The organism is Cryobacterium sp. MP_3.1 (assembly GCF_035984795.1).
GTDB lineage: Bacteria > Actinomycetota > Actinomycetes > Actinomycetales > Microbacteriaceae > Cryobacterium > Cryobacterium zongtaii.
In genome coordinates, this window is the sequence record NZ_JAXCHV010000015.1 from 57,523 (window position 1) to 81,382 (window position 23,860).

Annotated in this window: 20 protein-coding genes; 8 read left to right on the plus strand and 12 right to left on the minus strand. The window is 69.6% G+C overall.

The window, feature by feature from the left end; translation table 11 throughout:
* Nucleotides 1–11: 11 nt before the first annotated feature.
* Nucleotides 12–743, minus strand: a complete 732-nt coding sequence (locus RCH12_RS11215) for an META domain-containing protein (RefSeq protein WP_327016916.1) — start codon at nucleotides 741–743, stop codon at nucleotides 12–14.
* A 165-nt stretch (nucleotides 744–908) separates the two neighbouring features.
* Here RCH12_RS11215 and cls point away from each other — a divergent pair, with 165 nt between their 5' ends.
* From cls to RCH12_RS11230, 3 genes are all read left to right on the plus strand, one after another.
* A complete protein-coding gene (gene cls / locus RCH12_RS11220; RefSeq protein WP_327016917.1) occupies nucleotides 909–2,363 on the plus strand; it encodes a cardiolipin synthase in 1,455 nt (484 codons plus the stop codon).
* A gap of 22 nt (nucleotides 2,364–2,385) precedes the next feature.
* Nucleotides 2,386–3,072: a GAP family protein gene (locus tag RCH12_RS11225; protein ID WP_103430040.1), complete on the plus strand. Its 687-nt coding sequence runs from the start codon at nucleotides 2,386–2,388 to the stop codon at nucleotides 3,070–3,072.
* A 127-nt stretch (nucleotides 3,073–3,199) separates the two neighbouring features.
* The gene (locus RCH12_RS11230) at nucleotides 3,200–3,703 is read left to right on the plus strand and encodes a cupin domain-containing protein (RefSeq protein ID WP_327016918.1); all 504 of its coding nucleotides are present in this window, start codon (nucleotides 3,200–3,202) and stop codon (nucleotides 3,701–3,703) included.
* Here the strand turns inward: RCH12_RS11230 and RCH12_RS11235 are convergent.
* Nucleotides 3,665–4,366, minus strand: coding sequence for a DedA family protein (locus RCH12_RS11235; RefSeq protein ID WP_327016919.1), 702 nt, complete (start codon nucleotides 4,364–4,366; stop codon nucleotides 3,665–3,667). The two genes, RCH12_RS11230 and RCH12_RS11235, sit on opposite strands and share 39 nt — an antisense overlap.
* A gap of 264 nt (nucleotides 4,367–4,630) precedes the next feature.
* Between RCH12_RS11235 and RCH12_RS11240 the strand changes: the two genes are divergently transcribed.
* Nucleotides 4,631–5,497, plus strand: coding sequence for a DUF4433 domain-containing protein (locus RCH12_RS11240; RefSeq protein WP_103430037.1), 867 nt, complete (start codon nucleotides 4,631–4,633; stop codon nucleotides 5,495–5,497).
* A gap of 92 nt (nucleotides 5,498–5,589) precedes the next feature.
* On the opposite strand, the gene RCH12_RS11245 is transcribed toward RCH12_RS11240, so the two are convergent.
* The 3 genes from RCH12_RS11245 to RCH12_RS11255 all read right to left on the minus strand — a co-directional run bounded on the left by RCH12_RS11245 (nucleotide 5,590) and on the right by RCH12_RS11255 (nucleotide 7,364).
* Nucleotides 5,590–6,183, minus strand: coding sequence for an MOSC domain-containing protein (locus RCH12_RS11245; protein ID WP_133163709.1), 594 nt, complete (start codon nucleotides 6,181–6,183; stop codon nucleotides 5,590–5,592).
* A gap of 35 nt (nucleotides 6,184–6,218) precedes the next feature.
* Entirely contained in the window at nucleotides 6,219–7,049 is an 831-nt protein-coding gene (locus RCH12_RS11250; RefSeq protein ID WP_327016920.1) for a DUF4097 family beta strand repeat-containing protein, read from the minus strand.
* A 105-nt stretch (nucleotides 7,050–7,154) separates the two neighbouring features.
* The gene (locus RCH12_RS11255; protein WP_103430035.1) at nucleotides 7,155–7,364 is read right to left on the minus strand and encodes a hypothetical protein; all 210 of its coding nucleotides are present in this window, start codon (nucleotides 7,362–7,364) and stop codon (nucleotides 7,155–7,157) included.
* A 148-nt stretch (nucleotides 7,365–7,512) separates the two neighbouring features.
* Between RCH12_RS11255 and RCH12_RS11260 the strand changes: the two genes are divergently transcribed.
* Together RCH12_RS11260 and RCH12_RS11265 are read left to right on the plus strand one after the other, a co-directional pair.
* Nucleotides 7,513–8,244, plus strand: coding sequence for an endonuclease/exonuclease/phosphatase family protein (locus RCH12_RS11260; RefSeq protein WP_103430034.1), 732 nt, complete (start codon nucleotides 7,513–7,515; stop codon nucleotides 8,242–8,244).
* Between the two features lie 114 nt (nucleotides 8,245–8,358).
* Nucleotides 8,359–9,609, plus strand: coding sequence for an exonuclease domain-containing protein (locus RCH12_RS11265; RefSeq protein ID WP_327016921.1), 1,251 nt, complete (start codon nucleotides 8,359–8,361; stop codon nucleotides 9,607–9,609).
* 308 nt (nucleotides 9,610–9,917) lie between these two features.
* Here the strand turns inward: RCH12_RS11265 and RCH12_RS11270 are convergent, their stop codons facing one another.
* Nucleotides 9,918–10,208: a GNAT family N-acetyltransferase gene (locus RCH12_RS11270; protein WP_103430032.1), complete on the minus strand. Its 291-nt coding sequence runs from the start codon at nucleotides 10,206–10,208 to the stop codon at nucleotides 9,918–9,920.
* 96 nt (nucleotides 10,209–10,304) lie between these two features.
* Between RCH12_RS11270 and RCH12_RS11275 the strand changes: the two genes are divergently transcribed.
* Entirely contained in the window at nucleotides 10,305–13,778 is a 3,474-nt protein-coding gene (locus tag RCH12_RS11275; RefSeq protein ID WP_327016922.1) for a TM0106 family RecB-like putative nuclease, read from the plus strand.
* Here the strand turns inward: RCH12_RS11275 and RCH12_RS11280 are convergent.
* On the minus strand, nucleotides 13,775–14,134 hold the full coding sequence (locus RCH12_RS11280) for an A1S_2505 family phage non-structural protein (RefSeq protein ID WP_327016923.1): 360 nt from the start codon (nucleotides 14,132–14,134) through the stop codon (nucleotides 13,775–13,777). The two genes, RCH12_RS11275 and RCH12_RS11280, sit on opposite strands and share 4 nt — an antisense overlap.
* 3 nt (nucleotides 14,135–14,137) lie before the next feature.
* On the minus strand, nucleotides 14,138–14,644 hold the full coding sequence (locus RCH12_RS11285) for a MarR family winged helix-turn-helix transcriptional regulator (RefSeq protein ID WP_103461655.1): 507 nt from the start codon (nucleotides 14,642–14,644) through the stop codon (nucleotides 14,138–14,140).
* A 110-nt stretch (nucleotides 14,645–14,754) separates the two neighbouring features.
* Here RCH12_RS11285 and RCH12_RS11290 point away from each other — a divergent pair, with 110 nt between their 5' ends.
* The gene (locus tag RCH12_RS11290) at nucleotides 14,755–15,387 is read left to right on the plus strand and encodes an NADPH-dependent F420 reductase (RefSeq protein ID WP_327016924.1); all 633 of its coding nucleotides are present in this window, start codon (nucleotides 14,755–14,757) and stop codon (nucleotides 15,385–15,387) included.
* Between the two features lie 11 nt (nucleotides 15,388–15,398).
* Here RCH12_RS11290 and RCH12_RS11295 read toward each other — a convergent pair whose 3' ends face one another.
* The 4 genes from RCH12_RS11295 to RCH12_RS11310 all read right to left on the minus strand — a co-directional run bounded on the left by RCH12_RS11295 (nucleotide 15,399) and on the right by RCH12_RS11310 (nucleotide 23,599).
* A complete protein-coding gene (locus RCH12_RS11295) occupies nucleotides 15,399–18,419 on the minus strand; it encodes an SNF2-related protein (RefSeq protein WP_327016925.1) in 3,021 nt (1,006 codons plus the stop codon).
* 48 nt (nucleotides 18,420–18,467) lie between these two features.
* Nucleotides 18,468–18,923, minus strand: a complete 456-nt coding sequence (locus RCH12_RS11300) for a GyrI-like domain-containing protein (RefSeq protein ID WP_103430027.1) — start codon at nucleotides 18,921–18,923, stop codon at nucleotides 18,468–18,470.
* A 66-nt stretch (nucleotides 18,924–18,989) separates the two neighbouring features.
* A complete protein-coding gene (locus RCH12_RS11305) occupies nucleotides 18,990–21,284 on the minus strand; it encodes a putative bifunctional diguanylate cyclase/phosphodiesterase (RefSeq protein WP_327016926.1) in 2,295 nt (764 codons plus the stop codon).
* A gap of 116 nt (nucleotides 21,285–21,400) precedes the next feature.
* Complete coding sequence (locus RCH12_RS11310; protein ID WP_327016927.1) at nucleotides 21,401–23,599, minus strand: S9 family peptidase; 2,199 nt, start codon at nucleotides 23,597–23,599, stop codon at nucleotides 21,401–21,403.
* Between the last annotated feature and the right edge of the window lie 261 nt (nucleotides 23,600–23,860).

Genomic DNA, 23,860 nt, shown 5'->3' on the forward strand with positions numbered 1-23,860 from the left:
CTGCCTCCTCCCTAGCGGGCCGTCAGCTGGCCGAGCACGGTGCCGTCGGCGGCTTGCAGGGTCATCACGCCGGCCTGCACCCGGCCCTGGGCGGCCTGGTTCAGCCACTGATCCACGCCCTCGCAGGCCATCAGCGTGGTAACGCCGCCGGTGAAGAGAATCGCCTCGTCATCGGCCTGCTCCCACGATCCGGTGAGCACGTTGCACCCGTCGTTGCCGGAGTAGGTGCCGTCGGCCTCGATCGACAGGAACGGCGCCGTCGGAGTGTTCGACTCCACCCAATAGCCGATCGGGAGACCCTGCGGGCCGACGGTGCTGTCGGTGGACCGCACCAGGGTGGTCGAGGTCGAGTCGAACGAACTGTGGATGACCAGGGTGTCACCGTCGACCTCCACCCGGGTGCCGCGGGTGACCGCCAGCGGCAGCTGCGCGCCGGGGCAGGCCATCATGGTCTGCGGGCCGGAGGTCGTGGTGAGGGTGCCGTCGGAGTCGACCTCCCAGGTGCCCTGCACCCGGTTGCAGCCGTCGGAGGCGCTCCAGGTGTTGTCCTGCACGAAGGAGATGTACGGCTGCTCGGGGCTGTCGAAGGTCTCCTCGAGAACCCAGGTGCCCACGAGGGCGCCGGCCTGCACGGTGCCCGAGCTGGAGGCCGAGTTCGGCGTTTGGATGCTGCAGCCGGCCAGGACGAGCAGCAGCACGGCAGCGGAGGCCACCAGGAATCGGGTGGGGGGATGGGTTGCCATGCGTGTCACCTCTCGGCCGGACGATTGCTGTGCAGCGTGCGGTGCAGCTGACGATGCGGTGCTCGCCGCACACCGCAATGTAGTGCGTCACGCAGGCTCCGGCAAGCTACGCCCGCCGCCGCCGGCGATGCCGGTGTACGTTCACGACGAGGTCAAGGGAGAACGATGGTGGATTTTCAGCTCGGTGCCTGGCTGCTGGTGGCGCTGCACGCCCTTCTCGTGGTCATCGCCACGGTGTACGTCTCCGCCAACCGACGGCCATCCGCGGCCATCGCCTGGGTGTTGGCGATCATCTTCATCCCGTATCTCGGCGTGCTGATCTTCCTGTTGGTGGGTGTGGGGCGGTTGCCGCGGCGGAGGCGGGAGAAGCAACGCGAGGTGAACGAGCTGATCCTGGCCCGCACCGAGGGCCTGCACCTGGTGAGCCACCGCGACGAGTGGCCGCCCTGGCTCGGCTCGGCCGTGCAGCTGAACCGCAACCTCGGGGCGCTGCCCATGGTGGGCGGCAACCGGGTGGAGCTGCTGCCGGACTACGAGGGCTCGATCGAGCGGATGGTGGAGGCCGTCGACGAGGCCACCGAGTTCGTGCACGTGCAGTTCTACATCCTGGTTCTCGATACCGTCACGCAGCCGTTCTTCGACGCCCTGGCCCGGGCGATCCAGCGCGGCGTGCAGGTCAGGGTGCTCTCCGACTACCTCGCCTGCCTGATGCTGCCCCGTCGCAAGGAGACCCTCGCGGCGTTTGCGTCGATGGGCGCCGAGTGGCATGCGCTGCTGCCGCTGCGGTTCTGGAAGGGCCAGTGGCGCCGGCCCGATATGCGCAACCACCGCAAGCTCCTCGTCGTCGACGGGCGGCTGGGCTTCAGCGGCTCGCAGAACATGATCGACGCCACCTACCTCAAGCCGGGCAACCTCAAGCGCGGACTGCGCTGGCACGAGCTGATGATGCGCATCGAGGGGCCCGCGGTGCGCGAGCTGAACGCTGTGTTCCTCGCCGACTGGTTCAGCGAGACCGACGAGATGCTGCCCTTCGACACGTCGCCCATCGTGCTGGACCCCGCGCCGGATCTGCTCGACGCCCAGGTGCTGCCGAGCGGCCCGAGCTTCGAGAACGACAACAACCTCAAGCTCTACGCGATGCTCATCCAGAAGGCCGAGCGCCGGGTCAGCATCACCAGTCCCTATTTTGTGCCGGAGGAATCGACGATGCTGGCCATCGTCGCGGCGGCATCGCGCGGCGTGGAGGTGGAACTGTTCGCCTCGCACATCGGCGATCAGGCGCTGGTCTACCACGCGCAGCGGTCTTACTACGAGGAACTGCTGCGGGCGGGAGTGTCGATCTACCTCTATGCGGAGCCCACCGTGCTGCACGCCAAACACTTCACCATCGACGACGACGTGTCGGTGGTGGGGTCGAGCAATATGGACATCCGCTCGTTCAGCCTGAACATGGAGGTCTCGGTTCTGGTGCACGGCGCCGAATTCGTGCAGCGGATGCGGGTAGTGCAGGACGGCTACCGGGCCAACAGCAGCAAGGTCGAGCTGGCCGACTGGCTGCACCGGCCGGCCGGCGCCAAGGTGCTCGACAACCTGGCCCGGCTGACCTCGTCACTGCAATAGCTGGAGTAGGGGAGGAGCGCGGGTGAACGAGTGGGGACAGCTGTTGCCGCTGGCGTTGACCATAGCGCTCAGCCCGCTGCCGCTGGCGGGGCTGCTGCTGATCCTGCTCGCCCCCGACGGGTTCAAGGCGGCGGCGGGGTTCAGCATCGGCTGGTTTCTCGGGGTGCTGTTCTCGGCCACCCTGCTGGCGCTGCTGTCATCGCTGCTGCCGCACGACAGGTCGGCCGGCACCCGCACCCTGCAGGTGGCGGTGCCGCTGCTGCTCGGGATCGCCCTGATCGTGCTGGGCCTGGTGCAGTGGCACGACCGGCCGCAGCGCGACGCGGAGGTGCCGCTACCGCGCTGGTTGAGCGCGCTGGACCGGCTGACGCCGGCACGGGCGACCATCATCGGGGTCGGCTACGCCGCGTTCCGGCCGAAGAATCTGGTCATGGCGGCCGCCGCCGGGGTGGTGATCCTGGGCGCCCACAGCGACCCCACCGGCATCGTGGTCTCGGTGGCCCTGTTCACCGCGCTGGCCTCGATCACCATGCTCGGCCCGGTGCTGGCCTACGCGTTCGGTGGCCCCGCGGTGCGGGAGAAGCTGGTGCGCCTACGCGGCTGGTTGGTGCGCAACATGCCGGTGATCACGGTCATCACGGTGTTGCTGCTGGGCGTGTTCCTGGTGCTGGCCGGACTCAGCGAGTATGCCGGCCAACTACTGCGCTGAGCACAACTCCTGCCGGATTCCAGGCGCCGGCCCGGCATCCGCGGAACTCGTGCTGCGGACGTCGGCGGGCGGGGAGAATTACAGGAGTTATGCATCCTCCGCACCCTCGACACCAGGGAGACTTCTGATGAACGCACAGGACCGAAACAGCCGACTTGCCACCCGCCGCACGGCCGCCGGGGAGTTCATCGAACGCCTGGAGCGCCCGGCGCTGGCGATCGAACTTGGTCTGGAACCACATCCGGAGGGCGGCTGGTACCGGCGTACCTGGACGTCGCCGGTGCCGGTGACGCTCACGGATGCCGACGGCTCCGAACGGGTGCGGCCGGCGGCCACGCTCATCCACTTCCTGCTGCCGGCCGGGGAGTTCTCGGCCTGGCACCGGTTGTCCTCCAGCGAAATCTGGATCTGGAACGGTCAGGGTGCCGTGCAACTGGAACTCGGTGGTGACGGCGATGAGCCGGACACCGCGTCGAGCCCGGTCCTGGGCGGCCGGCTGCTGCGCGGCGAACACAGCCAGGTGATCATCCCGGCGGATGTCTGGCAGCGCACCGTGCCCAGCGAGGAGGACGCCCTGGTGAGTTGCCTGGTGTCACCCGGCTTCGACTTCGCCGACTTCTCGATGGAGTAGCTCCCGATGTGGCGTCGGCGCCGGCGTCTCCCCGGTGCGGATGCCGGCCCGCCGGTCGGTGCGCCGACGCACGATCCGCAGCACGATGGCGTCGATGACAACGCCCAGAAGCAGGGCGGCGGCCACGGCCAGCAGTGCGCCCACCAGCGGGTTGTTCCGCAGCCAGGCTCCGGCGATCATCCCGACCAGCACCGAGTAGGTGGCCCAGCAGAGCCCGCCGAGAGCCGCGAACGACACGAACCGGCGCGGCGGAAAGCCCGTGGCGCCCGCGGTCATGTTCACGGCGACCCGGCCGACCGGGATGTACCTGGCCGTGAGCAGCAGCGATGCCGGCCGGCTCAGCAGCGCCGCGCGCGCCCTCTCGGCGATCCGCGCCGCGCCGGGACGGCGCTGCCAGCCGAAACGGGTCAGGCCGATCTGGCGACCGATCAGGTAGGCGATGCCGTCACCGAGCACCGCGCCCGCCATGGCCACGCCGATGAGCCCGACGGGGTGCGGGGTGCCGGTGGACACGGCCAGGGCACCGAGCGCCACGACCACCGTCTCGCTGGGAAGCGGGGGGAAGAAGCCGTCGATGACCACAAAGACGAACACGACGGGGTAGACCCAAGCCGACCCGGCGAGGGTGAGGACCAGGTCGTTGAGGGCATCAAAAACAGGCATGTCCTCACGGTAGGGAGAGCCCGATCCCGCTCGCGTCGGTCGGAGGGACGATTCCCTGCACCGGTGGGATGATCCGGGCCGGCACACCGTTCTGCGGCCTCGTCAGGGCGTCAGTGACCCGATTGGTTCCGGATCGACACCGGATCACCCCCGGATGGCCCTTGATGTGTCACCGAGACCGCCGAAATGACCGTAACTTAGATAGGTAGGCACATGTCCGTCGAACCCGACGTGGTCGAGCCTGCGCACACGAAAGGTTGAGTTGTGAACGAGGAATGCATCCACGGACTGGACGGGGAGCTGTGCGCCCTGTGTTTCCCACCCGCCGCCCCCGTCGCACCGACCGTGCCCGCTGCCCGCGCCCCGCGTGCCAGCCGAGCCCGCACCCCCGAAGCGCCGACGGCGTTGCGTACCATCGTCGCCCCGATCACCACGGGCACCGCTCGCACCAAGCGCCACGACGACAAGGTCGGTGAGCAGCGGATCTACCACCTCACCCACATCCGCAACCTGCCCGGTATTCTCGCCACCGGCCGACTGCTGGCTGACACCAGTGCAGACTGGACCGACCGTCCCGTCGTCGACATCTCGTCGCCGGAAAACCGCAGCGCCCGTCGAGACGTCCGGGTCTCCGGCGCCGACAGCCTCGCCGTAGCCGACCACGTGCCTTTCTTCCTGTCGCCCAACGCCCTGGTCTGGGAAAACATCCGCGCGCAGTCGCTCGACCCGCGCCTGTCCGACGACGCCCACGACGCCGCCGCGTACGACTTCGTGATCCTGGTCTCGACGGTCAAGAAGGTGCTCGACGCGCAGGTCGACGCCGCGGCCGACCCGACCGCCAGCCACTTCGCCGTGACGGACGGCGACGCCGCGTTCACCGCCACCCGCTTCGGTGCCACGGCCGAGTCGGCCGACCGGATGCTGCAGACGCTCCGTGCCGACCTCGACTCCGACGCGATCCTCAAGGCCGAGCTGCTCGTGCCCGGCGAGGTCCCGTTCGGCCTGATCACCCTGATCGGCGTAGCCAACGACCGCGTGCGCGATGCGGTCAAGCCGATCCTGGCCACCCTGAGCCACAAGCCCAAGGTCGCCGTGTACCCGCCGTGGTTCCACCCCACCGAAGAGCTCTAGCCGCACGGGTTTCCCTCGTCAGTTGCCGCAAACCGCGCCTTCGGGAGCGGTGAAGCGGCACTTTCCGGCACCTCGGCGCGGGGGGACCAGCGCTAGACGACGCCCAGGGGAAGGGGCTCGCCGGCCGGCAGCTCCACGCGCAGCTCGTCACCGGCAGCCACGGTGCCGTCGGCGACGACGACGCCCATGATGCCGGCTCTGCGCAGGATCCGGCCCGCGTCATCCGTGTGCTTGAGCGTCTTCTTGAGGCCCGACTGGAACTTGTCGATCATCGAGCAGGGGTCGCGCATGCCGGTGACCTCGACCACGGCGTCGGAGCCGAGGTGCAGCCGGGTGCCCAACGGCAGCGCCAGCAGATCGATGCCGGCGGTGGTGACGTTCTCGCCGAGCTGGCCGGGGGAGACGTCGAACCCCTCGGCGGCGAGCTCGGCGAACAGCTCGGATCGCACCAGGTGCACCTGGGTGAGATTGGGACGCGTCGGGTCGGTGCGGATCAGGTACCGGTGCTGGGTGGTGGCCCCGGCGTGCGAGTCCCCCTCGATGCCGTAGCCGGCCACCAGACGGATGCTGGGCACCACCGGCTTGCTGAACCGGTGCCGGTCATCCCGGCTCACCGCGACAACCGTGCCGGTCTGCTGCTCGCTCGTGCCGCCATCCCGCTGGGCCGTGCCCGCCTGCTCGCTCATGCCGCCATCCTGCCAGATCCGGCCCGGGGACCGCACTAGCGGGTGCCCTCGACGGTGATGCTGCCGTTGGTGGTGCGCGCGGTGATGGAGCGCCGCGAGGTGCTGTCGGTGGGAACGGTGTCGTCGGTCACGGTGCCGTTGGTGGTCTGCGCGGTGACGCGGTAGGTGACACCGCCGACGGGAACCCGCACGATGATCTCCCCGTTTGTGCTGCCGGCCTCGACCGACTCCGGGGCATCCACGAACTGCAGCGAGACCGATCCGTTGGTGGTGGCGGCGGCCACGGACTTGGAGACGGCATCCGTCACCCGGATGTCGCCGTTGGTGCTCTGCAGATCGACCGGCCCCACGGTGCCGTCGGTCTCGATGCCACCGTTGGTCGTGGTCAGCGTGACCCGGCCGGTGAGCCCGGATGCCGCGATGCGGCCGTTCTCACCCGCCGCGGTGACCGGCAGCGCCGTGGGCAGTTGCACGGTCACGGTCACGGAGCACCTGGAGAAGAACTGGGCGCGGCAGCCGCCGCGCACCTCGGTCACGCCGCCGTCGGTACGAGCGGAGAGGGTGGGCTCGGTGCCGAAGTAGGACCCCGTCATGCGCACGTGCACCTCGTCGTCGGTGCTCGGTTCGAGGATGATCACGGCGTTGGGCAACTCCACGCTCAGGCTGGTGCCCGCTGCGAGGTCCGCGCTCTGGTCGACCGGACCGCTGCGGCCCCACAGGGCTGCCACGAATGCCCCGATAAGCAGCAGCGCCCCCACGATCGGGATGAGGATGTACAGCAGGGTGCGCCACCGGGGAGCCGGGCTCTGTCCGGCCGGTGGCGGTGGCGTCGGTGGTGGCGTCGGCGCTGCTGAGGTATCGGTCATGGCAGGCTCCCCGGGTCGACGGCGCCGGGCGCGCCGAACGGCCGCGCGAGGCATCCGTGCTCGGGACGGTAGCAGGGTTGCGGGCGCCTCGATATGGCCGCAGAGTCAGCGCCTGGTGATGTCCCTGCCGCGGTAGCGGAGCACGCGGGCCCGGACCGAGAGGATGCCGCCGAGCACCAGCGCCCCGATCGCCACGGGAAGCAGCGTCGTCAGCATGGTGTTGCCGGTGGCGGCGTTGACGATCATGAGGGCTACAGCGAAACCGCTGCACGCGAACGCGGCGACCGTATAGGTGGTGAACGACCAGGTTTTCATGGGTAAGTCCATTCTGTGGCGGTCGGAGTTTCGGGCGCCGGCCTGACTACACGGTAGCAGCGTGCCCCAGCACGGTCTCTCGATGCGGTATTCGCCGCCGGGCGAAAGTAGGCTGGATGTCTACCACCGATTCAGAGATAGGTCTGACGTGAAGGTCATCAGCTACAACCTGCGCAAGAACAGTGCCAGCGGGGAACTCATCGCCCTGGCCGAAGAGTACGACCCCGACCTGCTGTGTCTGCAGGAGTGCGACACCTTGGCCCTGCCGGCAGAGGTCGGGCTGCTGCACCTGGCGGATTCCACCACCCGCAATCGGCTGGGACTGGCCGTGTATTACCGGCGGGACCGGTTCACCGCCCAGAAGACGCAGACCTTCGCGCTCAAGAAGTCGCTGCACGACCTGGTGCTCACGCCGGCGCACGAACGCCTGATCGGCACGCGCCTGTTCGACATGGCCGCGCAGCGTGAGCTCGTCGTGGCGTCATTCCACGCCGCCCCGCTGACGGCGCTGAACTCGCTGCGGCGCAATCAGATCCGCTCGGCACATGAGGAGCTGGCGGTGCTCGGCCCCAACCTGCCGACCCTGATGGTGGGCGACTACAACTACCCGATCTTCAAGAAGCACCTCAGCAAAGAGGTCAAGGAATCCGGCTACGACCTCACCCTGAGCGACAGCCGAACCTACACGCGGTACAAGTTCTTCCGCGGCCACTTCGACCTGGCCACCTCGGTGGGACTCACCATCGACAACGTGGAGACCCTGCCCCGTGGCACCTCCGACCACATGCCGATCCTGGTCACCTCGTCGTACTCCAACGAACCGACCGAGCGTGCTCAGGAGGCCGCCGCGGCCCCCGTCGACGGCGAGTTCTCGATCTAACCGGCACCCGCCACACCCCGTCCGGTCACCCGCCGGTCCACTGCCGCGCATCCGCGGCGCACTCGACCCTGCCCGCGGGGCTAGAGTCAGGCATACAGATTGCGAAGGAGCCCCATGGCCGGTCCTGGTTTCGCCGTGATCGATTTCGAAACCACCGGCCTCTTTCCCGCTCACCACGACAGGGTCATCGAGCTCGCCGTGGTGCACGTCAGCGACCGGGGCCTCATCGAGGGCCGCTGGGAGACGCTGGTCAATCCGGGCCGGGACCTCGGCCGGCAGGACATCCACGGCATCCGCGCGGCCGACGTGCTCGATGCCCCCTCCTTCGCCGAGATCGCCCCGCGGCTCATCGAGCTGCTGCGCGGTCGCGTGGTCGTGGCGCACAACGCGAGCTTCGACATCCGGTTTCTGCTGGCCGAGCTGAGCCGCGCCGGCAGTGGCGCGCCCGCCGAGATCGTCAGCCTGTGCACCATGCAGTTGGCCCGGGACTTCCTGCCCGGCGCGGGGCGCTCCCTCGCCGATTGCTGTGCGGCCCTCGACATCGATCTGGACGGCGCCCACCGGGCTTCCGTCGATGCCCTCGCCACCGCCCGGCTGCTCGCCGCGTACATCGAGGCGGCGGATGCGCCGGAGTTCTGGTTCGCCCACCTCGCCGCCGCTGCCGCCGCGGCCTGGCCGGCCGGCGCGGTGTCGTCCACGGCGTGGTGCGCCCGCACGGTCTCGTCGCACCCGATGACCGCGGACTCCTTCCTCGAGCGCATCACCACCCGGTTGCCGGATGTGGCCGGCCCGGCCGAATACGTCGACTATCTGGCCCTGCTCGATCGGTGCCTGCTCGACCGGGCGCTGTCGGTGCACGAGGCCCAGTCGCTGGTGCGGCTGGCCGGCGAGCTCGGCCTGAACCGGGCCACCTGCGAGGCGCTGCACCGGCAGTACTTCGCCGCGCTGACCGCGCTCGCCTGGTCGGACGGCATTCTCACCGGCGCCGAGCTCGCCGACCTGGTGAGTGTGGGAATGCTCCTCGCGATTCCCACCGAGACCATCGCCGCTGCGCTCGACGAGACCCGACAGCAGACCCCGGCTCCGGGCGTCGCGGTGCCGGCCGGCGCCGACTTCGTGCTGGTGGCCGGCGATCTGGTCGTGCTGACCGGCGAGATGAGCCGCACCCGCAGCGAGCTGGAGCGGGAGCTGCGCGAGCTCGACCTGGTGCCGTGGCGGGCGGTGACCAAGAAGGTCAAGCTGCTCGTGGCGGCCGACGCCGATTCACTCTCCGGTAAGGCCCGCAAGGCCCGCGACTACGGCATTCCCATCGTCGACGAGGCCACCCTCGCCCGGCTCGCCGGTGCCCGCTTCGCCGGGGCCTGAGCCGCTCGGCTGCGCGCCGGCCGCGCCGGTTTCGGCGGCGCGGGCCGGGTCTCGCGGCACGGTTTGGTCCCGGCGGCACAGGCTAGTTCCGGCGGCACACGGTGTTCACGGCGGCACACGTTGTTCCCGGCGGCACAGGTTAGTCACGGCGGCACAGGTTGTTTCCTGTGCCGCGAGGCACAAGGCGTGCCGCGACGCATAAGGTGTGCCGCGAGACGCACGGATGCGCCTGAAGCGCGGGAGCGCGACGGCGGCAGCGCGGTGACGACGCCGACCAGTCCGCTAGCTGTACGGCCCAGGCAGGTCAGTTAGCCGCGCACTCGCAGCAGGTTCGCCCGCTCCGGATGCTTCGCGAACCACTTGCCCACGTACCAGCAGTCCGGCGACACCGCCCGGGTGCTCGTCGCCTCCACGTCGTCCATCGCGAAGGCCACAACCTGCCCGGCCAGGCCCTGCCCGCGGCGGCGAGGATCGGTGAAGGTGTGGTTGAACGACACGGTGTCGCCCCGCACGAGGTAGTCGGCCAGGGCGGCGAGCTCGCCGTCGATGTAGAGCGCGTAGCGGGAGGCATCCGGTTCGTGCACGAGAACTGTGGTCACCCGATAAGCGTAGACCGGCGGACGCGCTGCGGGGTGCGGGCCGGTGTCGGTGGCCTCCGGTAACCTGACCAGATCCCAGCAGGTGGAGGCGCCCCAGTGTTCTTGCTCGATTCGACGCTCGACAAAACAGTCATCTTCAGTGCGAGCGACCTCGGCGCCGCCGCGGGCTGCGAGTGGGCGCTGATGCGCAAGCTCGACGGCAAACTCGGTCGCATCGACACCGTGCCCGACGAGGGTGACGCCATGCTGCGCCGGGCCGGCGCGCTCGGCGACGCACACGAGCTGCGCTACCTGGAACGCCTGCGGCAGAGCCGCGACGTGGTCGAGTTCGCCCGCCCGTCGATGCGGGAACTGCCGGAGGCTGCCGCCGTCACGGCCGACGCGTTCCGGGCCGGGGCCGACGTGCTCTTCCAGGCCACCTTCTTCGACGGCCGCTTCGTCGGGTTCGCCGACTTCATCATGCGCACGGAAGACGGCGCCTACGAGGTCTACGACACCAAGCTGGCCCGCTCCGCGAAGATCACCGCGCTGCTGCAGGTGGCCGCGTACAGCGACCAGCTGGACAGGCTCGGCATCCGCACCGGCGAGCAGGTGCACCTGCTACTGGGCGACGGACGCACGAGCTCGCACCGGCTCCGCGACATCCTGCCCGTCTACCGCAAGCGCCGCGCCCGGCTCGAACGCCTCATCGACGAACGGATCGCCGACCCGGATCCCACCCCGTGGGGCGACCCGCGCTACACGGCCTGCGGGCGCTGCGCGGCCTGCTCCGTGGAGGTGGACGCGCACCGGGACGTGCTGCAGGTCGCCGGCATGCGGCTCACCCAGCGCCGGCACCTGCTGGAGGCCGGTCTGACCACGATCGAGGCCCTGGCGGCGAGCACCGGCCCGGTCGACGGGCTGGTCGACGCCACCGTGGCGGCCCTGCGCGCCCAGGCCCGGCTGCAGCTGCAGTCCCGCCAGCTCGCCACCGGGCAGCCCGGCCACGCGGACGCCCCCGCGGTCGAGGTCTACAACCCGGTGGCGCTCGGCGCCCTGCCGGAGCCCGACCCCGGCGACATCTTCTTCGACTTCGAGGGTGACCCGCTCTACAGCGAGACCGCCGCGGGCACCGACGGCCCGGACTGGGGCCTGGACTACCTCTTCGGCCTGATCGAGACCGACGGCACCTTCCGTGCGTTCTGGGCGCACGACTATGCCGAGGAACGCCAGGCCCTGATGGACTTCCTGGCCTACGTGACCGAGCGCCGCGCCCAGCACCCGGCCCTGCACATCTACCACTACGCCGCCTACGAACGCACCCACCTGCTGAGCCTGGCCGCCCGGCACGGTGTGGGAGAAGACGCCGTCGACGACCTGCTCCGTGACAACGTGCTCGTGGACCTCTACCCCGTGGTCAAGAAGAGCCTGCGGGTGGGCTCCCGCAGCTACTCGATCAAGAAGCTCGAACCGCTCTACATGGGGGACGACCATCGCGAGGGCGTCGACAACGCCGCCGACTCGATCACCGAATACGCCGACTCCCGCGACCTGTTCCGGGCCGGGCAGACGGATGCCGCCCAGACCAAGCTCGACGCCATCGCCGACTACAACCAATACGACTGTCTCTCCACGCTGCGGCTGCGCGACTGGCTTCTCGCCCGCGCCGACGAGGCCGGCATCCCGCGCGCCGCCGCCCGCGACCTGGAGCTGGCCATCCCGGTGCGCGAGCCCAGCCCCGTCTACCTGGCCCTGGCGGCCGAGGTGGCGGATGCGCCGCCGGGCGACCGCACGGCCGACCAGACCGCGATCGCCCTGGCCTCCGCCGCCATCGACTACCACCGCCGGGAGGGCAAGAAGTTCTGGCAGGAGCACTTCGACAGGCTGCGCAACCCCGTCGACGAGTGGTCGGCCACCCGCGATGTGCTGATCGTGGCGCAGGCCACGGTTGAGCGCGACTGGGCGCTGGTGGGCCGGGATCGCAACCTGTCCCGGGTGCTGCGCATCGAGGGCGAGCCGGCGCCGGGCAGTTCGCTCAAGCTCGGCCAGAAACCGTTCCTGCTCTACGACGCGCCCTACCCGCCGCTCGCACAGACCGGCGAGCCCGGCTCCCGGCTGGCGCACGAGCGCACCGAGATCACCGGGCTGGTCGATGAGGCCACCGGTGAAGAGGTGCTCTACGTCACCGAGAAGCTCGGCCGCGGTATCGACGCCTACGACCAGCTGCCGATGGCGCTGTCCCCGGCCACGCCGCCACCGCCCGGCACGCAAGTGCCGGCGATCGCCGAGTGGGGGCAGCGGGTGCAGGGCGCCCTGCCGGCCATGCTGCCGGATGCGGCGCTGGACATTCTGCGGCGGGAGCCGCCGCGACGGGCGAGCGAGCAGGCTCTGCCGCCGGTGGACGGTGACATCACCACCGCCATCCGCGACAGCCTGCTCAGCATCGACAGGTCCTACCTGGCGGTGCAGGGCCCGCCCGGCACCGGCAAGACCTACACGGGCTCTCGGGTGATCGCCGAGCTCGTGCGGGATCACGGCTGGAAGATCGGCGTGGTCGCCCAGTCCCACGCGACGGTGGAGAACATGCTCAGCGCCGTGCTCAAAGCCGGGCTCGCAGCCGGGCACGTGGGCAAGAAGGCCAAGGCGGGGGAGGAGCCGCGGGAGAACGGCTGGACCGCGCTCGCGCCCACCGGCTTCGCCGAGTTCACCGGTCAGGCCGGCGGCTTCGTGCTCGGTGGCACGGCCTGGGACTTCAGCAACGCCGCCCGCATCGAACCGGGTTCACTCGACCTGCTCGTGATCGACGAGGCCGGCCAGTTCTCGCTGGCCAGCACCATCGCCTCCGCGGTGTCTGCGCGGCGCCTGCTGCTGCTCGGCGACCCTCAGCAGCTGCCGCAGGTGAGCCAGGGTTCGCATCCGGAGCCCGTCGACGTGTCCGCGCTCGGCTGGCTCACCGACGGGCACGATGTGCTGCCGGCCGAGTTCGGCTACTTCCTGGCCAAGAGCTGGCGCATGCACCCCGCTGTGTGTGCGCCGGTCTCCAGGCTCTCCTACGAGGGCAAGCTCGAGTCCCGGGCCGCCGCCCGGCACCTCGACGGCGTCGAGCCCGGCCTGCATCCGCTGCCCGTGCCGCACACCCTCAACTCCACCTCGTCGCCCGAAGAGGCCGACGCCGTGGCCGAGCTGATCGGCTCGCTGCTGGGTCGCCCCTGGACCGTGAACGGTGAGAGCACCCCGCTCGGCCAGCACGACCTCATCGTCGTCGCCCCGTACAACGCGCAGGTCGAGGTGATCCGGCAGCGGCTGGCCCTGGCCGGCTGGCACGAGGTCAGCGTGGGCACCGTCGACAAGTTCCAGGGCCGGGAGGCGGCCGTGGCCATCGTGTCGCTCGCCGCATCCAGCGCAGAGGAGGTGCCGCGCGGGCTCGAATTCCTGCTCCTGGCCAACCGGCTCAACGTGGCCATCTCCCGCGCGCAGTGGGCGGCGTACCTGCTCTATTCGCCCGCGCTCACGGATGCCCTGCCCCACAACGCGGGCACTCTCGCGCAGCTGAGCGCCTTCATCGACCTCGTCGAGGGGCCCGCCGTCTAGCGATCGAGCTCCGCCGCGAACCGCTCCGGCAGCACGACATTGGCGCCGACGCCGGCGAAAAACGGGGCGACCTCGGTGGGTGTGTAGCCGGCGATGCCGCAGCCGATCTCGGTCACCAGAAACCTGAGCTCCGGATGCTCGGCCGCGAACCGAACGAACCCGGTCACCTCGTGCTGCAGGACCGCCAGCCCGCTCATACTGTCGATCGCATACGACTGACCGTGCAGCCCGTGGCCCTGGCCCCAGACCGCGCCGAACCTCTCGTGCGCCAGTGCGGCGGCACCGGCCGCGTGTAGCCCGGTCGCGTTCGACCCGAAGACGAAGACCTCGCCGGGTTCGAGTCGGGTGATCCGCATGGCTCAGACTCCTTTCGGGGCCCCGGGGTTGAGACGGTTGGTGGGGTCGAGCTTCATCAGCAGCTGGTTCGAGATCGCGTCCAGCTGCGCCACCTGCTCGTCGGTGAGCGGGTCGATCACGTTCTCGCGCACCGTGCGCACGTGCCCGGGTGCCGCGGCCTGCACGACGGCCCAGCCCTCCTCGGTGAGACTGGCGTTCGTCGCGCGCCGGTCGCTCGGACACGGCGTGCGCTTGACCAAGCCACGGTCTTCGAGCCGGCGCACCACGTGCGAGAGCCGGGGCAGGCTGGAATTGGTCATCGAGGACAGCCCGGTCATCCGCAGGGTGTGGTCGGGTGCTTCGGAGAGCATCGCGAGTACGTAGTACTCGAAGTGGCTCAGGTCGGAGTCGCGCTGCAATTGGGAGTCGAGCAGCCCGGGCACCAGCTCCACCACCGCGACGAAGCGCAACCAGGCGTGCAGCTGGGCCTGGTTGAGTCCCTGCACGGCGGGCGTTTCGTTCGTGTCCATGGGGATAGCTTATCAAGCCGGTCCCGCTTTAGTTGACGCGACAACTAAAAGCCGATACATTACTTGTATCAACAACTAATCATCCGCCGCAAGGCGAGAGGGAGTATGTCATGACGAGCATCAGCATCATCGGAGCCGGCAACATGGGAACCGCCATTGCGACGATCGCGGCGAAGGGCGGCGCATCGGTTCAGCTGCTGGCTCAGAACGCTGAGAAGACCGCGGCGGCGGCGGCACTGGCCGGCGCATCCGTCACGTCGGGAGTCGCCGGTGATGCTCTCACCGGTGACATCGTCGTTCTGGCCCTGCCGTACCCGGCGGTCGCCGGGGTGCTGGCGCAGTACGCCGGCCAGCTGGACGGCAAGATCCTGGTCGACATCAGCAACCCGCTCGACTTCGCCACCTTCGACTCACTCGTCGTGCCGGCGGATGGCTCGGCCGCGCAGGTCATTGCCGAGACCGTTCCCGGCGCCCGAGTGCTCAAGGCCTTCAACACCACCTTCGCCGCCACCCTGGCTACCAATGGTGTCAACGGCGTCGCCCCCACCACGGTGCTCGTCGCCGGCGACGACGCTTCCGCCAAGGACGCCCTGATCGCCCTGCTCCTCGCCGGTGGTGTGCTCGCCCTCGACGCCGGCGCCCTCAAGCGCGCCCGTGAGCTCGAAGCCCTCGGCTTCCTGCAGCTGACCCTCGCCGCCGGCTCCTCCATCGGCTGGACCGGCGGCTTCGCCCTGGTCAAGTAACCTCGCAGACCCTAGTCGAGTAAGCCCCGGATGTCTTCGGGGGTGAGGGACTGTGCGAAGACCGCGTCGTCGTCGAGGACCGCCTCGACCAGCTTGGCCTTGGACTCCTTGAGCGCCATCACCTTCTCCTCGATGGTGTCGGCGGCCACCAACCGGTAGACCATCACATTGCGGGTCTGGCCGATGCGGTGGGTGCGGTCGATGGCCTGGCTCTCGCTGGCCGGATTCCACCAGGGGTCGAGCAGGAACACGTAGTCGGCCTCGGTGAGGTTCAGGCCGAAGCCGCCGGCCTTGAGGCTGATCAGGAACACCGGTGCATCCCCGGTCTTGAACTGGTCGATGACGCCTGGCCGGTCGGCGGTCGAGCCGTCCAGGTAGCTGTACCGCACCCCGCGGGCGTCCAGACGGGCGGCGGCCAGGGCTAGGTACGAGGTGAACTGGCTGAAGATCAGGGCTCGGTGCCCCTCGGCGATCACCTCGTCGAGCTGCTCGAACAGCGCGTCGAGCTTGCTCGAGGGCACTCCGGCGTACTGGTCGTCGACCAGCGAGGCATCCAGACTCAGCATCCGCAGCAGGGTGATCGAACGGAACACGATGAACCGGTTGGCCTCGAGATCGTCCATCAGTCCCAGCAGCTTCTGCCGCTCGCGCTGCAGGAAGGTGTCGTAGATCTCGCGGTGTTCGGGGTCGAGGTCGATGCGCAGCACCTGTTCCTGCTTGGCCGGCAGGTCCCTGGCCACGACATCCTTGGTGCGCCGCAGCATCAGCGGGCGGATGCGCCGGCGCAGCCGGTCGATCAGCTCGCGCTGGGAGCGCACCTTGCGTTCGGCCGGGCGCAGGTACTCCTCGGTGAAGCGGCGGGCGGAGGGGAACAGGCCCGGCGCCACGATGGCGAACTGCGCCCAGAGTTCGAGCAGGTTGTTCTCCAGGGGTGTGCCGGTGACGGCCAGTTTGAAGGGCACGTTCAGGTCGCGGGCCGCGCGGTGCAGCTGCGAGGTGCGGTTCTTCACGAATTGGGCCTCGTCGAGGATCAGCCCCGCCCAACCGTGCGCCTGGTAGGCGTCGAAGTCGAGGCGGAGCAGCGCGTAGGAGGTGACAAGAACGTCGACGCCCTCGGCCTGGTCGGCCAGGCTGCGGCCGCTGGTGGCCTGGGTGCTGGTCACCGAGCGCACGCGGAGGCCCGGCGTGAATCGGGCCGCTTCGGCGAGCCAGTTGGAGACCACGGAGGTGGGCGCCACGACCAGGAACGGCCGGCGCGGCTCTGCAGTTTCCGCAGGCTCGTCGGCCGGGGTCTGCACGGCGTGGCTGAGCAGCGCCAGCACCTGCAGGGTCTTGCCCAGCCCCATGTCGTCGGCGAGGATGCCGCCCAGGCCGTGCTCCCAGAGGAAGACCAGCCACTCGAATCCGGCCAGCTGGTACGGGCGCAGGGTGGCGGTCAGCCCGGCCGGCAGCGGCGTGGCCCTGGGCAGGGCCGCGGAATCCGAGCCACCTCGGTCGAGGGCAAGCAGCCCGCCCACCGCGGCCCGCCACGACACGGCCTGCTCGGTCTCGTCGGCGAGGTCCTCGAAGTCCGACCACAGGCTGGCCTGGTGCCGGTTGATACGCAGCCCGGTTTCCCATTCCGACAGCGCCCTGGCCTCCTCGATGAGCTCCCGCAGCCTGTCGAACACCGGCTGGGTGAGCGAGAGGTAACTGTTGTCCACCAGGAGTAGCTTTTTGCGCCCCTTCGCGAGCGCCGTGAAGATCGGGTTGAAGGGGATGCTGCGGCCGTCGATCCGCACGATCACGCCGAGGTCGAACCAGTCACGCTTCTCGGTCTCCACCGTCGTCACGATCAGCTGCGGGGCTCCGGTGAGTTCGCGGTAGTCCGGCTTGTCGCCCACCAGCTGCACCCGCACCCCAGCGACCGTCTCGAGCCTGGGCAGGGTTCGGTCGGTGTACTCAGCGGCGGGGAGGCCCTTGAGGGTCACGGCCGGTGCGTCAGGATCGGCCGGAGCCGAGAGGTCGGGCACGGCGGTGGTCACCCGGTCCAGCACCTCGGTCTCGGCCTGCGCGTCCCGGTCGCCCTGCCACTGCCAATCCAGCCGCACCGCCTGCTTCGGCTCGAAGCTCACGGTGTGCACGAGCACCGGCGGGGGCGGTGGCGGGAACTCGATGGAGGCATCCGTGCTGACGATCGGCAGGCTGCGGCGCAGGGTGGGGTAATACTCGCGCAGGAACTCGTCGACCTCGCCGGCCGGCACCACCAGGCCGGGCTGCACCGCGGCCCGGTCTCCGGTGCCGCCGAGGAGCCGGCGCTGTTCGGCGCTGAGCGGCTCGAGGCTCGGGGCCAGCACGATGGCGGCGTCGGCGCCGAGCCTGTACGCGTAGACCCCGTGGTCGCCGAGCGCGCCGGCGTCGCCGATCGGATGCCGGCGCCCGTCGATGCTGAGCACGGGGGAGAGGGTGAGGGCCTCAGGAGTCTGCACGGCATCGAGCAACACACTCGCCGTGGCGGCCACCGTCACGGCGGCGTCCTTGTGGCTGCCGGTCAGGCCGATGCCCAGCCGCTGGGCCTCGGCGAGCAGGTGCCAGAGCAGCGGGCTCTCGAACTCGTCGAGGTAGAGCCACTCGGTGTCCTGGCCGTTGTAGACCGGCCGGTCGACCCTGTGCAGCGGCACGAACTGACAGAACCAGCGGTGCTGCTCGACGTTGAGGTTCTGCCGATTGAGCTGGTAGCCCACGTTGCTCCAGGTGATCGTGGACTTCACCCACTTGCCGGAGTCACTGCGGAGGACCGGGCGCACGCCGAGCCGGATGGCGCCGGTCCGGGCCCGGCCGGCCGAGGCGCGCACGGCGGTGGCGCCGCGCCAGCGGTCGTTGGTGCGCGGGGTCTGTTCGCGCAACTCGAAGAGCAGGCCCATGGCCGTGCGGTCGCCGCCGCCGGGCTCGGCGATGGGCGGCAGAGTCGGCTCCGCCGTGGCCGGGCCGGTCAGCGCCTCAACGGCCGACTTCCAGTCGGCGGCACCGGGTGACGGCGGGGTGGGCGGCATGGCTCAATGGTCTCACGCACCCGCCGACAGCCGGGCCGGGGCATCCGGTCAGGTCAGCGGAAAAACGATCCGGGTCTGCCAGGTCGCGGGGTCGGGATTCGTCTCGGGATCGCTGAGGTATTCCTCCCACATGTCCATGCCGGGGGTGAGGTTCTGCTCCCGCAGCCAGGCGGCGATCTCGTCGTAGGTGCGGGTCATCCCGTCGTACGGGCCCGTGTAGATGCTCGCGATGGCTGATCCGGCCGGCAGCTCGGTCACGACGACATCGGCCGTGCCGTGGGCGGGCCCGGCGATGGGGAAGCCCGCCGTGACGTCGACGGTGTCGGTGGGCATGCCGTGATACAGCGCCAGCGGCGGCCCGGCGGGCGTCAGCCCCTGGGCGGCCAGGGCCGCGGCGGACACCTCGAAGGCCCGCCCGAAGTACTCGGTGAGGTCAGCCATCTTCACGTTCTCGTGTACCCCCAGCAGGGTGCGCGGTTCCAGTTCGACCCTGTCGATCTGCATGGTGTGCTCCTTCGCTCGGGGTCACTCTATTCCCACTCGCGCGCCGGGCACACCCGCAGCGGCCGGCTACCGGATGGCCCGCGTCACGGCAGGCAGCGCCGTGCGAGCGTCGAGCCAGCGTTCCAGTTCCGCCGCCGGAATCGGGCGGGACAGCTGATAGCCCTGGGCCACGTCACAGCCGAAGCGTTCCAGTTGGTGGAGCACCTCCGCGGTCTCCACTCCCTCGGCCACGATGCGCATGCCCAGGCTGTGGCCGAGGTGGATCGAGGACGCGACCAAAGCCGACGCCCTGTCGTCGTCGAGCATCGGGATGACGAAGGACTGGTCGAGCTTGAGTTCGTCGATCGGCAGGTCGCGCAGGTAAGCGAGCGAGCTGTAGCCGGTGCCGAAGTCGTCGACGGCGATCAGCACGCCGGCGTTCCGCAAGCGCAGCAGGATGCTTTTGGCGCGGTCGCGGTCCACCAGCAGGAATTCCTCGGTGACTTCGAGCATGAGGGCCGAGCCGGGCAGCCCCCGGTCGGTGAGCATCGAGGTGACCACCCCGGCGAGGTGGTAGTCCGCCAGCGACCGCGACGACAGGTTCACGGCCACCGTCACCGTGCGCCCCTGGGCCTGCCAGAGCACGGCCTGGTCGAGGGCGAGTTCGAGGACCACCCGGGTGAGGGTGCGCATCAGGCCACCGTTTTCGGCCACGTCCAGGAACGCGGCGGGGTACAACAGTCCCCGGGTCGGGTGGTTCCAGCGCACCAGCGCCTCGACGCCCGGCACGGTGTCGGTGGCCAGGTGCACCTTGGGTTGGTAGTGCAGCACGAGCTGGTTCTCGGCCAGCGCGATGCGCAGTTCGTGCAGGGTGCGCAGGCGGGCCTCGTCGTTGCTGTCGTCGCCGGGGGAGTAGACATGCTGGCCCACCCGGGTGGACTTCGCCGTGTACATGGCCATGTCGGCCTTGCGCATCAGCCCGCTCAGGTCTGAGCCGTGCTCCGGTGCCAGAGCGATGCCGATGCTCAGCCCGACCTCGAGGCTGAGGCCGCCGATGACGATGGGCCGTGCGGTCACCAGGCGCAACCGGCGGGCCATGGCCGTGGCGCGTTTGCGGTCGGCGTGGTGCAGGTGAACGGCGAATTCGTCGCCGCCGAGCCTGGCGAGCAGATCACCGGCCTGGAGGGCGTCGGACAGCCGGGCGCCGATCCGGCCGAGCAGCTGGTCGCCCGCTTCGTGGCCGAGGCTGTCATTCACCTCCTTGAACCTGTCCAGGTCCAACACCAGCAGCGCGCTCGGCCGGGCGTCGACGTCGCGCAGCCGGGCGGCGACATCCACCGCCAGGGCGCGGCGATTGGGCAGGCCGGTCAGGTCGTCGGTGCGCGAGAGCGAGTGCAGCTGGCGCTGCCTGAAGGCCAACGGGATTGCCGCCAGTGCCAGCGTGCCGCCGGCGAGGCCGACGGCCAGCACCGACACGTGGGTCTGGCTGGCCAGCAGAAGCACGGCCAGGCCGGCGGCCGTGGCCGACATCGGGGCCGCCACCGAAGTGGCGGCGTACGCGGTGCCGTCGGCGACGGCGGAGATCGATGAGTGCCCCGGCAGGGTGCCGCGGCGCACCGAGGCGAGCACCCACGCTGTGATGAGAGCGAAGCCGATCGCCCAGACGCCGTTGAGGGCCGATCCGATGACCACCGACTCGACCTGCGCCTGCCGGGCGTAGACGGTGTCGGCCGCCGCGAAGAGCAGCAGACCGGCGGTCAGCAGCAGCCCGGAGCGACCCAACACCCGGCCCGGTATCGCGGCGACGCCGGCGAGGGCCGCGATAAGCAGCAGGTCCAGCACCGGAAACGCCATGCTGAGGAAGACGGTCACCGAAAACGGGCCGCCGGTTTCCAGTGCGGGGGAGAGCAGCACGGCGAGCACCGACGCGGCGCCCAACGCGCCGACGGCGCTGTCAAGGAGCACCGGCCAGGCCTGCGCGCGCAACCCACGGTGGGCGATCACCGCGAGCACGCCCACCATGAAGACGTAGAACATCAAGTAGCAGGTGTCGGCGAGCGAGGGTATGAGTTCGGCACCGGTGTTGTCGGGCAGCAGCCTGTAGGCGGTGTCACCAACGGCCAGTGCCGTCACCGCTGCCGCGGCGAGGAGGATGTCGGGCCGGGTGAGACGCACCCGGTTGACGGCCAGCCAGACCAGAACCACGGCTGCCCAGTTGCTGAAAACGGCCAACCAGCCGTCAACGAGCGGGTTGAATCCGACGCCGTGGAAAACCAGGCCGATGAGGTTGACGAGCAGCACTACTCCGATGCCACCGAACAAGACGCAGTCGGCACGCGACAGCCGCGGTCGAGGACGCGGGATGGCCGACACAGACGTCACTGTCGAGTCCCCCCTCCGAGACCAAGTAGCTTGCGGACACACTGCCGCGACCTGCTCACTTTACTGGGTCATCCACCGTCGCCGACCAGGTTCCCCCCATTCGGCCACCGAGCAGGCTAAGCAGTACCGCCGTCTGCGCCGCTGAGGGAGGCGAATTCGCCCTCACCAGACGGATGCGCCCCGGCCGCGTCGATCAGCCAGGCGTAGTCGAAGGCCCGCTCGCGCCAGCCGGCGTAGCGACCCGAGACGCCGCCGTGGCCGGCCGACATCTCGGTCTTCAGCAGCGCATCCGCCCCCACCTCGCGGAGTCTCGCCACCCACTTGGCCGGCTCCACGTAGAGCACCCGGGTGTCGTTGAGGCTGGTGACGGCGAGGATCCGCGGATAGTGCGTCTGGTGCACGTTCTCCAGCGGTGAGTAGGTCTTCATGTAGGCGTACACCTCGGCGTCGTGCAGCGGGTCGCCCCACTCGTCCCACTCGATCACGGTGAGCGGCAGGCTCGGGTCGAGGATCGAGGTGAGCGGATCGACGAACGGCACCCCGGCGAGGATGCCGGAGAACAGTGACGGCGCCATGTTCGCCACGGCGCCCATCAGCAGTCCGCCGGCGCTGCGGCCCTCGGCGACGAGCTTGTCCGGCGAGGTGTAGCCGCAGTCGATGAGGTGCTCGGCGCAGGCGACGAAGTCGGTGAACGAGTTGCGCTTCTGGTGGGTCTTGCCGTTTTCGTACCAGAGCCGGCCGAGCTCGCCGCCGCCGCGCACGTGGGCGACCGCGAAGATCATGCCGCGGTCGAGCAGGCTGAGCCTGGAGATGCTGAACGACGGGTCGATGCTGATCTCGTAGGAGCCGTAGCCGTAGAGCAGGGTGGGGGCCGGGACGCCGGGCTCGACGAGGTCGGAACGGTAGACGAGGGAGATCGGCACTCGGGTGCCGTCGGCGGCAACGGCCCATTCGCGGCGCTGTTCGAACAGGGTCGGGTCGTAGTGGCCGAGCACCGGCTGCTGCTTGAGCAGGCGCAGCTCGCCGGTGGCGACCACGTAGTCGTACACCGTCGACGGGGTCACAAAGCTCGTGTAGCCCAGACGGATGGTCGGCTGGTTCCATTCCGGATTGCCGCCGGTGCCCACCGAGAAGAGCTCCTCGTCGAAGGTGATCTCGGTGAGGCCGCCGCCGCGTTTGGTCGCGTAGGCCACCCGGGTGAGGCCGTCTTTGCGGTACTCGACCACCACGAAGTCGCGGAACGCGTCGACGCTTTCCAGGCGGATGCGCTCGCTGTGCGGCAGCACCACCCGGCCCGGGTCCTTCGGATCGGCGGCCGGCACGCTGACGAGCTCGAAGTTCACGGCGTTGTGGTTGTGCACGATCAGCAGGCGGTCTTCGCCGTCGATGACGGCGTGCTCCACGTCGTACTCCACGTTGTCGCGCCGCGGCCAGACCACCGTGAACTCGCCGGTGGGGTCCGCGGCGTCAAGAAGGAAGGTCTCGCTGGTGACACTGGAGCCGGCCTCGATCATGAGGTAACGGTTGCTGCGCGAACGGCCGACGCCCACCCAGAAACGCTCGTCTGGCTCGGTGAACACCGTCACGTCGGCCTCGACCGAGGTGCCGACCTCGTGGCGCCAGACCGTATCGGGGCGCCAGGCGTCGTCGACGGTCGTGTAGAACACGTATCGGCCGCTCGGGTCGAAGAGCGCGCCGGCGCTGGTGTTCGGGATTTCGTCGGCCAGGTTCTCGCCGGTGGCGATGGTGCGTATCCGCACCGTGTAGCGCTCGTCGCCCTCGATATCAACGGCGTAGAGCAGGGTGCTGCCGTCATCGCTCACGTCGAAGCTGCCGAGGGAGTAGAAGTCGTGGCCCGCGGCCTCGGCGTTGTCGTCAAGCAGCACCTGTTCGCCGGGCAGGCCGGGGGTGCTGTCGCCCGCGTGTGTGCCGGTCGAGTCGGTGGCGGTCGCGTTGGTGGCGGTCGCCGGTTCGATGACCGGGGGAGTCCAGTCATCCGGACCCGAGATGGGCGCGCGGCAGTGGATGCCGTATTCCTGTCCCTCCACCGAGCGGGTGTAGTGCCACCACTGCCCACGGCGCACCGGAACGCTGAGGTCGGTCTCCTGGGTGCGGTCCTTGATCTCCTCGAAGATCTGTTCCTGCAGCAGCTCAAGATGGCTGGTGCGGGCATCCGTGTATGCGTTCTCGGCAGTGAGGTGCGCGATGACCTCCGGGGCGTCCTTGTCGCGCATCCACTCGTAGTTGTCGACGAACACATCGTTGTGGTGGATGCGCCGCGTGGGCTGCCGGGCGGCGACGGGAGGAAGGTTCATGACCTCAGCGTAGCCATCTCGTCCGACCATGTCCCGTGGAACTCCGCAGCCGCCGCCGCGCGCGCGGGATTCCTGTTCGGGGGGTGCCCTGAACCGCCGTGGACGCGGTGCTGGCCTCGTCGAACCAGCCCCGCAACCCGTCCCCGACAACGCGCCCATCTCCGTCGGTCGAGCTTGTCAGTGATGATGGATGTGGGGTCGGGTTGGTCTGACTCAGAGCTTGTCCGACGCCTTGGCTGTCTTTGTCTCGATGCGTCGACT

Excerpts from the sequence above, each read along its gene's own strand:
- RCH12_RS11215 (WP_327016916.1), bottom strand. The coding sequence starts at position 743 with ATGGCAACCCATCCCCCCACCCGATTCCTGGTGGCCTCCGCTGCCGTG.
- cls (WP_327016917.1), top strand. The coding sequence starts at position 909 with ATGGTGGATTTTCAGCTCGGTGCCTGGCTGCTGGTGGCGCTGCACGCC.
- RCH12_RS11230 (WP_327016918.1), top strand. The coding sequence starts at position 3,200 with ATGAACGCACAGGACCGAAACAGCCGACTTGCCACCCGCCGCACGGCC.
- RCH12_RS11235 (WP_327016919.1), bottom strand. The coding sequence starts at position 4,366 with ATGCCTGTTTTTGATGCCCTCAACGACCTGGTCCTCACCCTCGCCGGG.
- RCH12_RS11245 (WP_133163709.1), bottom strand. The coding sequence starts at position 6,183 with ATGAGCGAGCAGGCGGGCACGGCCCAGCGGGATGGCGGCACGAGCGAG.
- RCH12_RS11250 (WP_327016920.1), bottom strand. The coding sequence starts at position 7,049 with ATGACCGATACCTCAGCAGCGCCGACGCCACCACCGACGCCACCGCCA.
- RCH12_RS11255 (WP_103430035.1), bottom strand. The coding sequence starts at position 7,364 with ATGAAAACCTGGTCGTTCACCACCTATACGGTCGCCGCGTTCGCGTGC.
- RCH12_RS11265 (WP_327016921.1), top strand. The coding sequence starts at position 8,359 with ATGGCCGGTCCTGGTTTCGCCGTGATCGATTTCGAAACCACCGGCCTC.
- RCH12_RS11280 (WP_327016923.1), bottom strand. The coding sequence starts at position 14,134 with ATGCGGATCACCCGACTCGAACCCGGCGAGGTCTTCGTCTTCGGGTCG.
- RCH12_RS11285 (WP_103461655.1), bottom strand. The coding sequence starts at position 14,644 with ATGGACACGAACGAAACGCCCGCCGTGCAGGGACTCAACCAGGCCCAG.
- RCH12_RS11290 (WP_327016924.1), top strand. The coding sequence starts at position 14,755 with ATGACGAGCATCAGCATCATCGGAGCCGGCAACATGGGAACCGCCATT.
- RCH12_RS11295 (WP_327016925.1), bottom strand. The coding sequence starts at position 18,419 with ATGCCGCCCACCCCGCCGTCACCCGGTGCCGCCGACTGGAAGTCGGCC.
- RCH12_RS11300 (WP_103430027.1), bottom strand. The coding sequence starts at position 18,923 with ATGCAGATCGACAGGGTCGAACTGGAACCGCGCACCCTGCTGGGGGTA.
- RCH12_RS11310 (WP_327016927.1), bottom strand. The coding sequence starts at position 23,599 with ATGAACCTTCCTCCCGTCGCCGCCCGGCAGCCCACGCGGCGCATCCAC.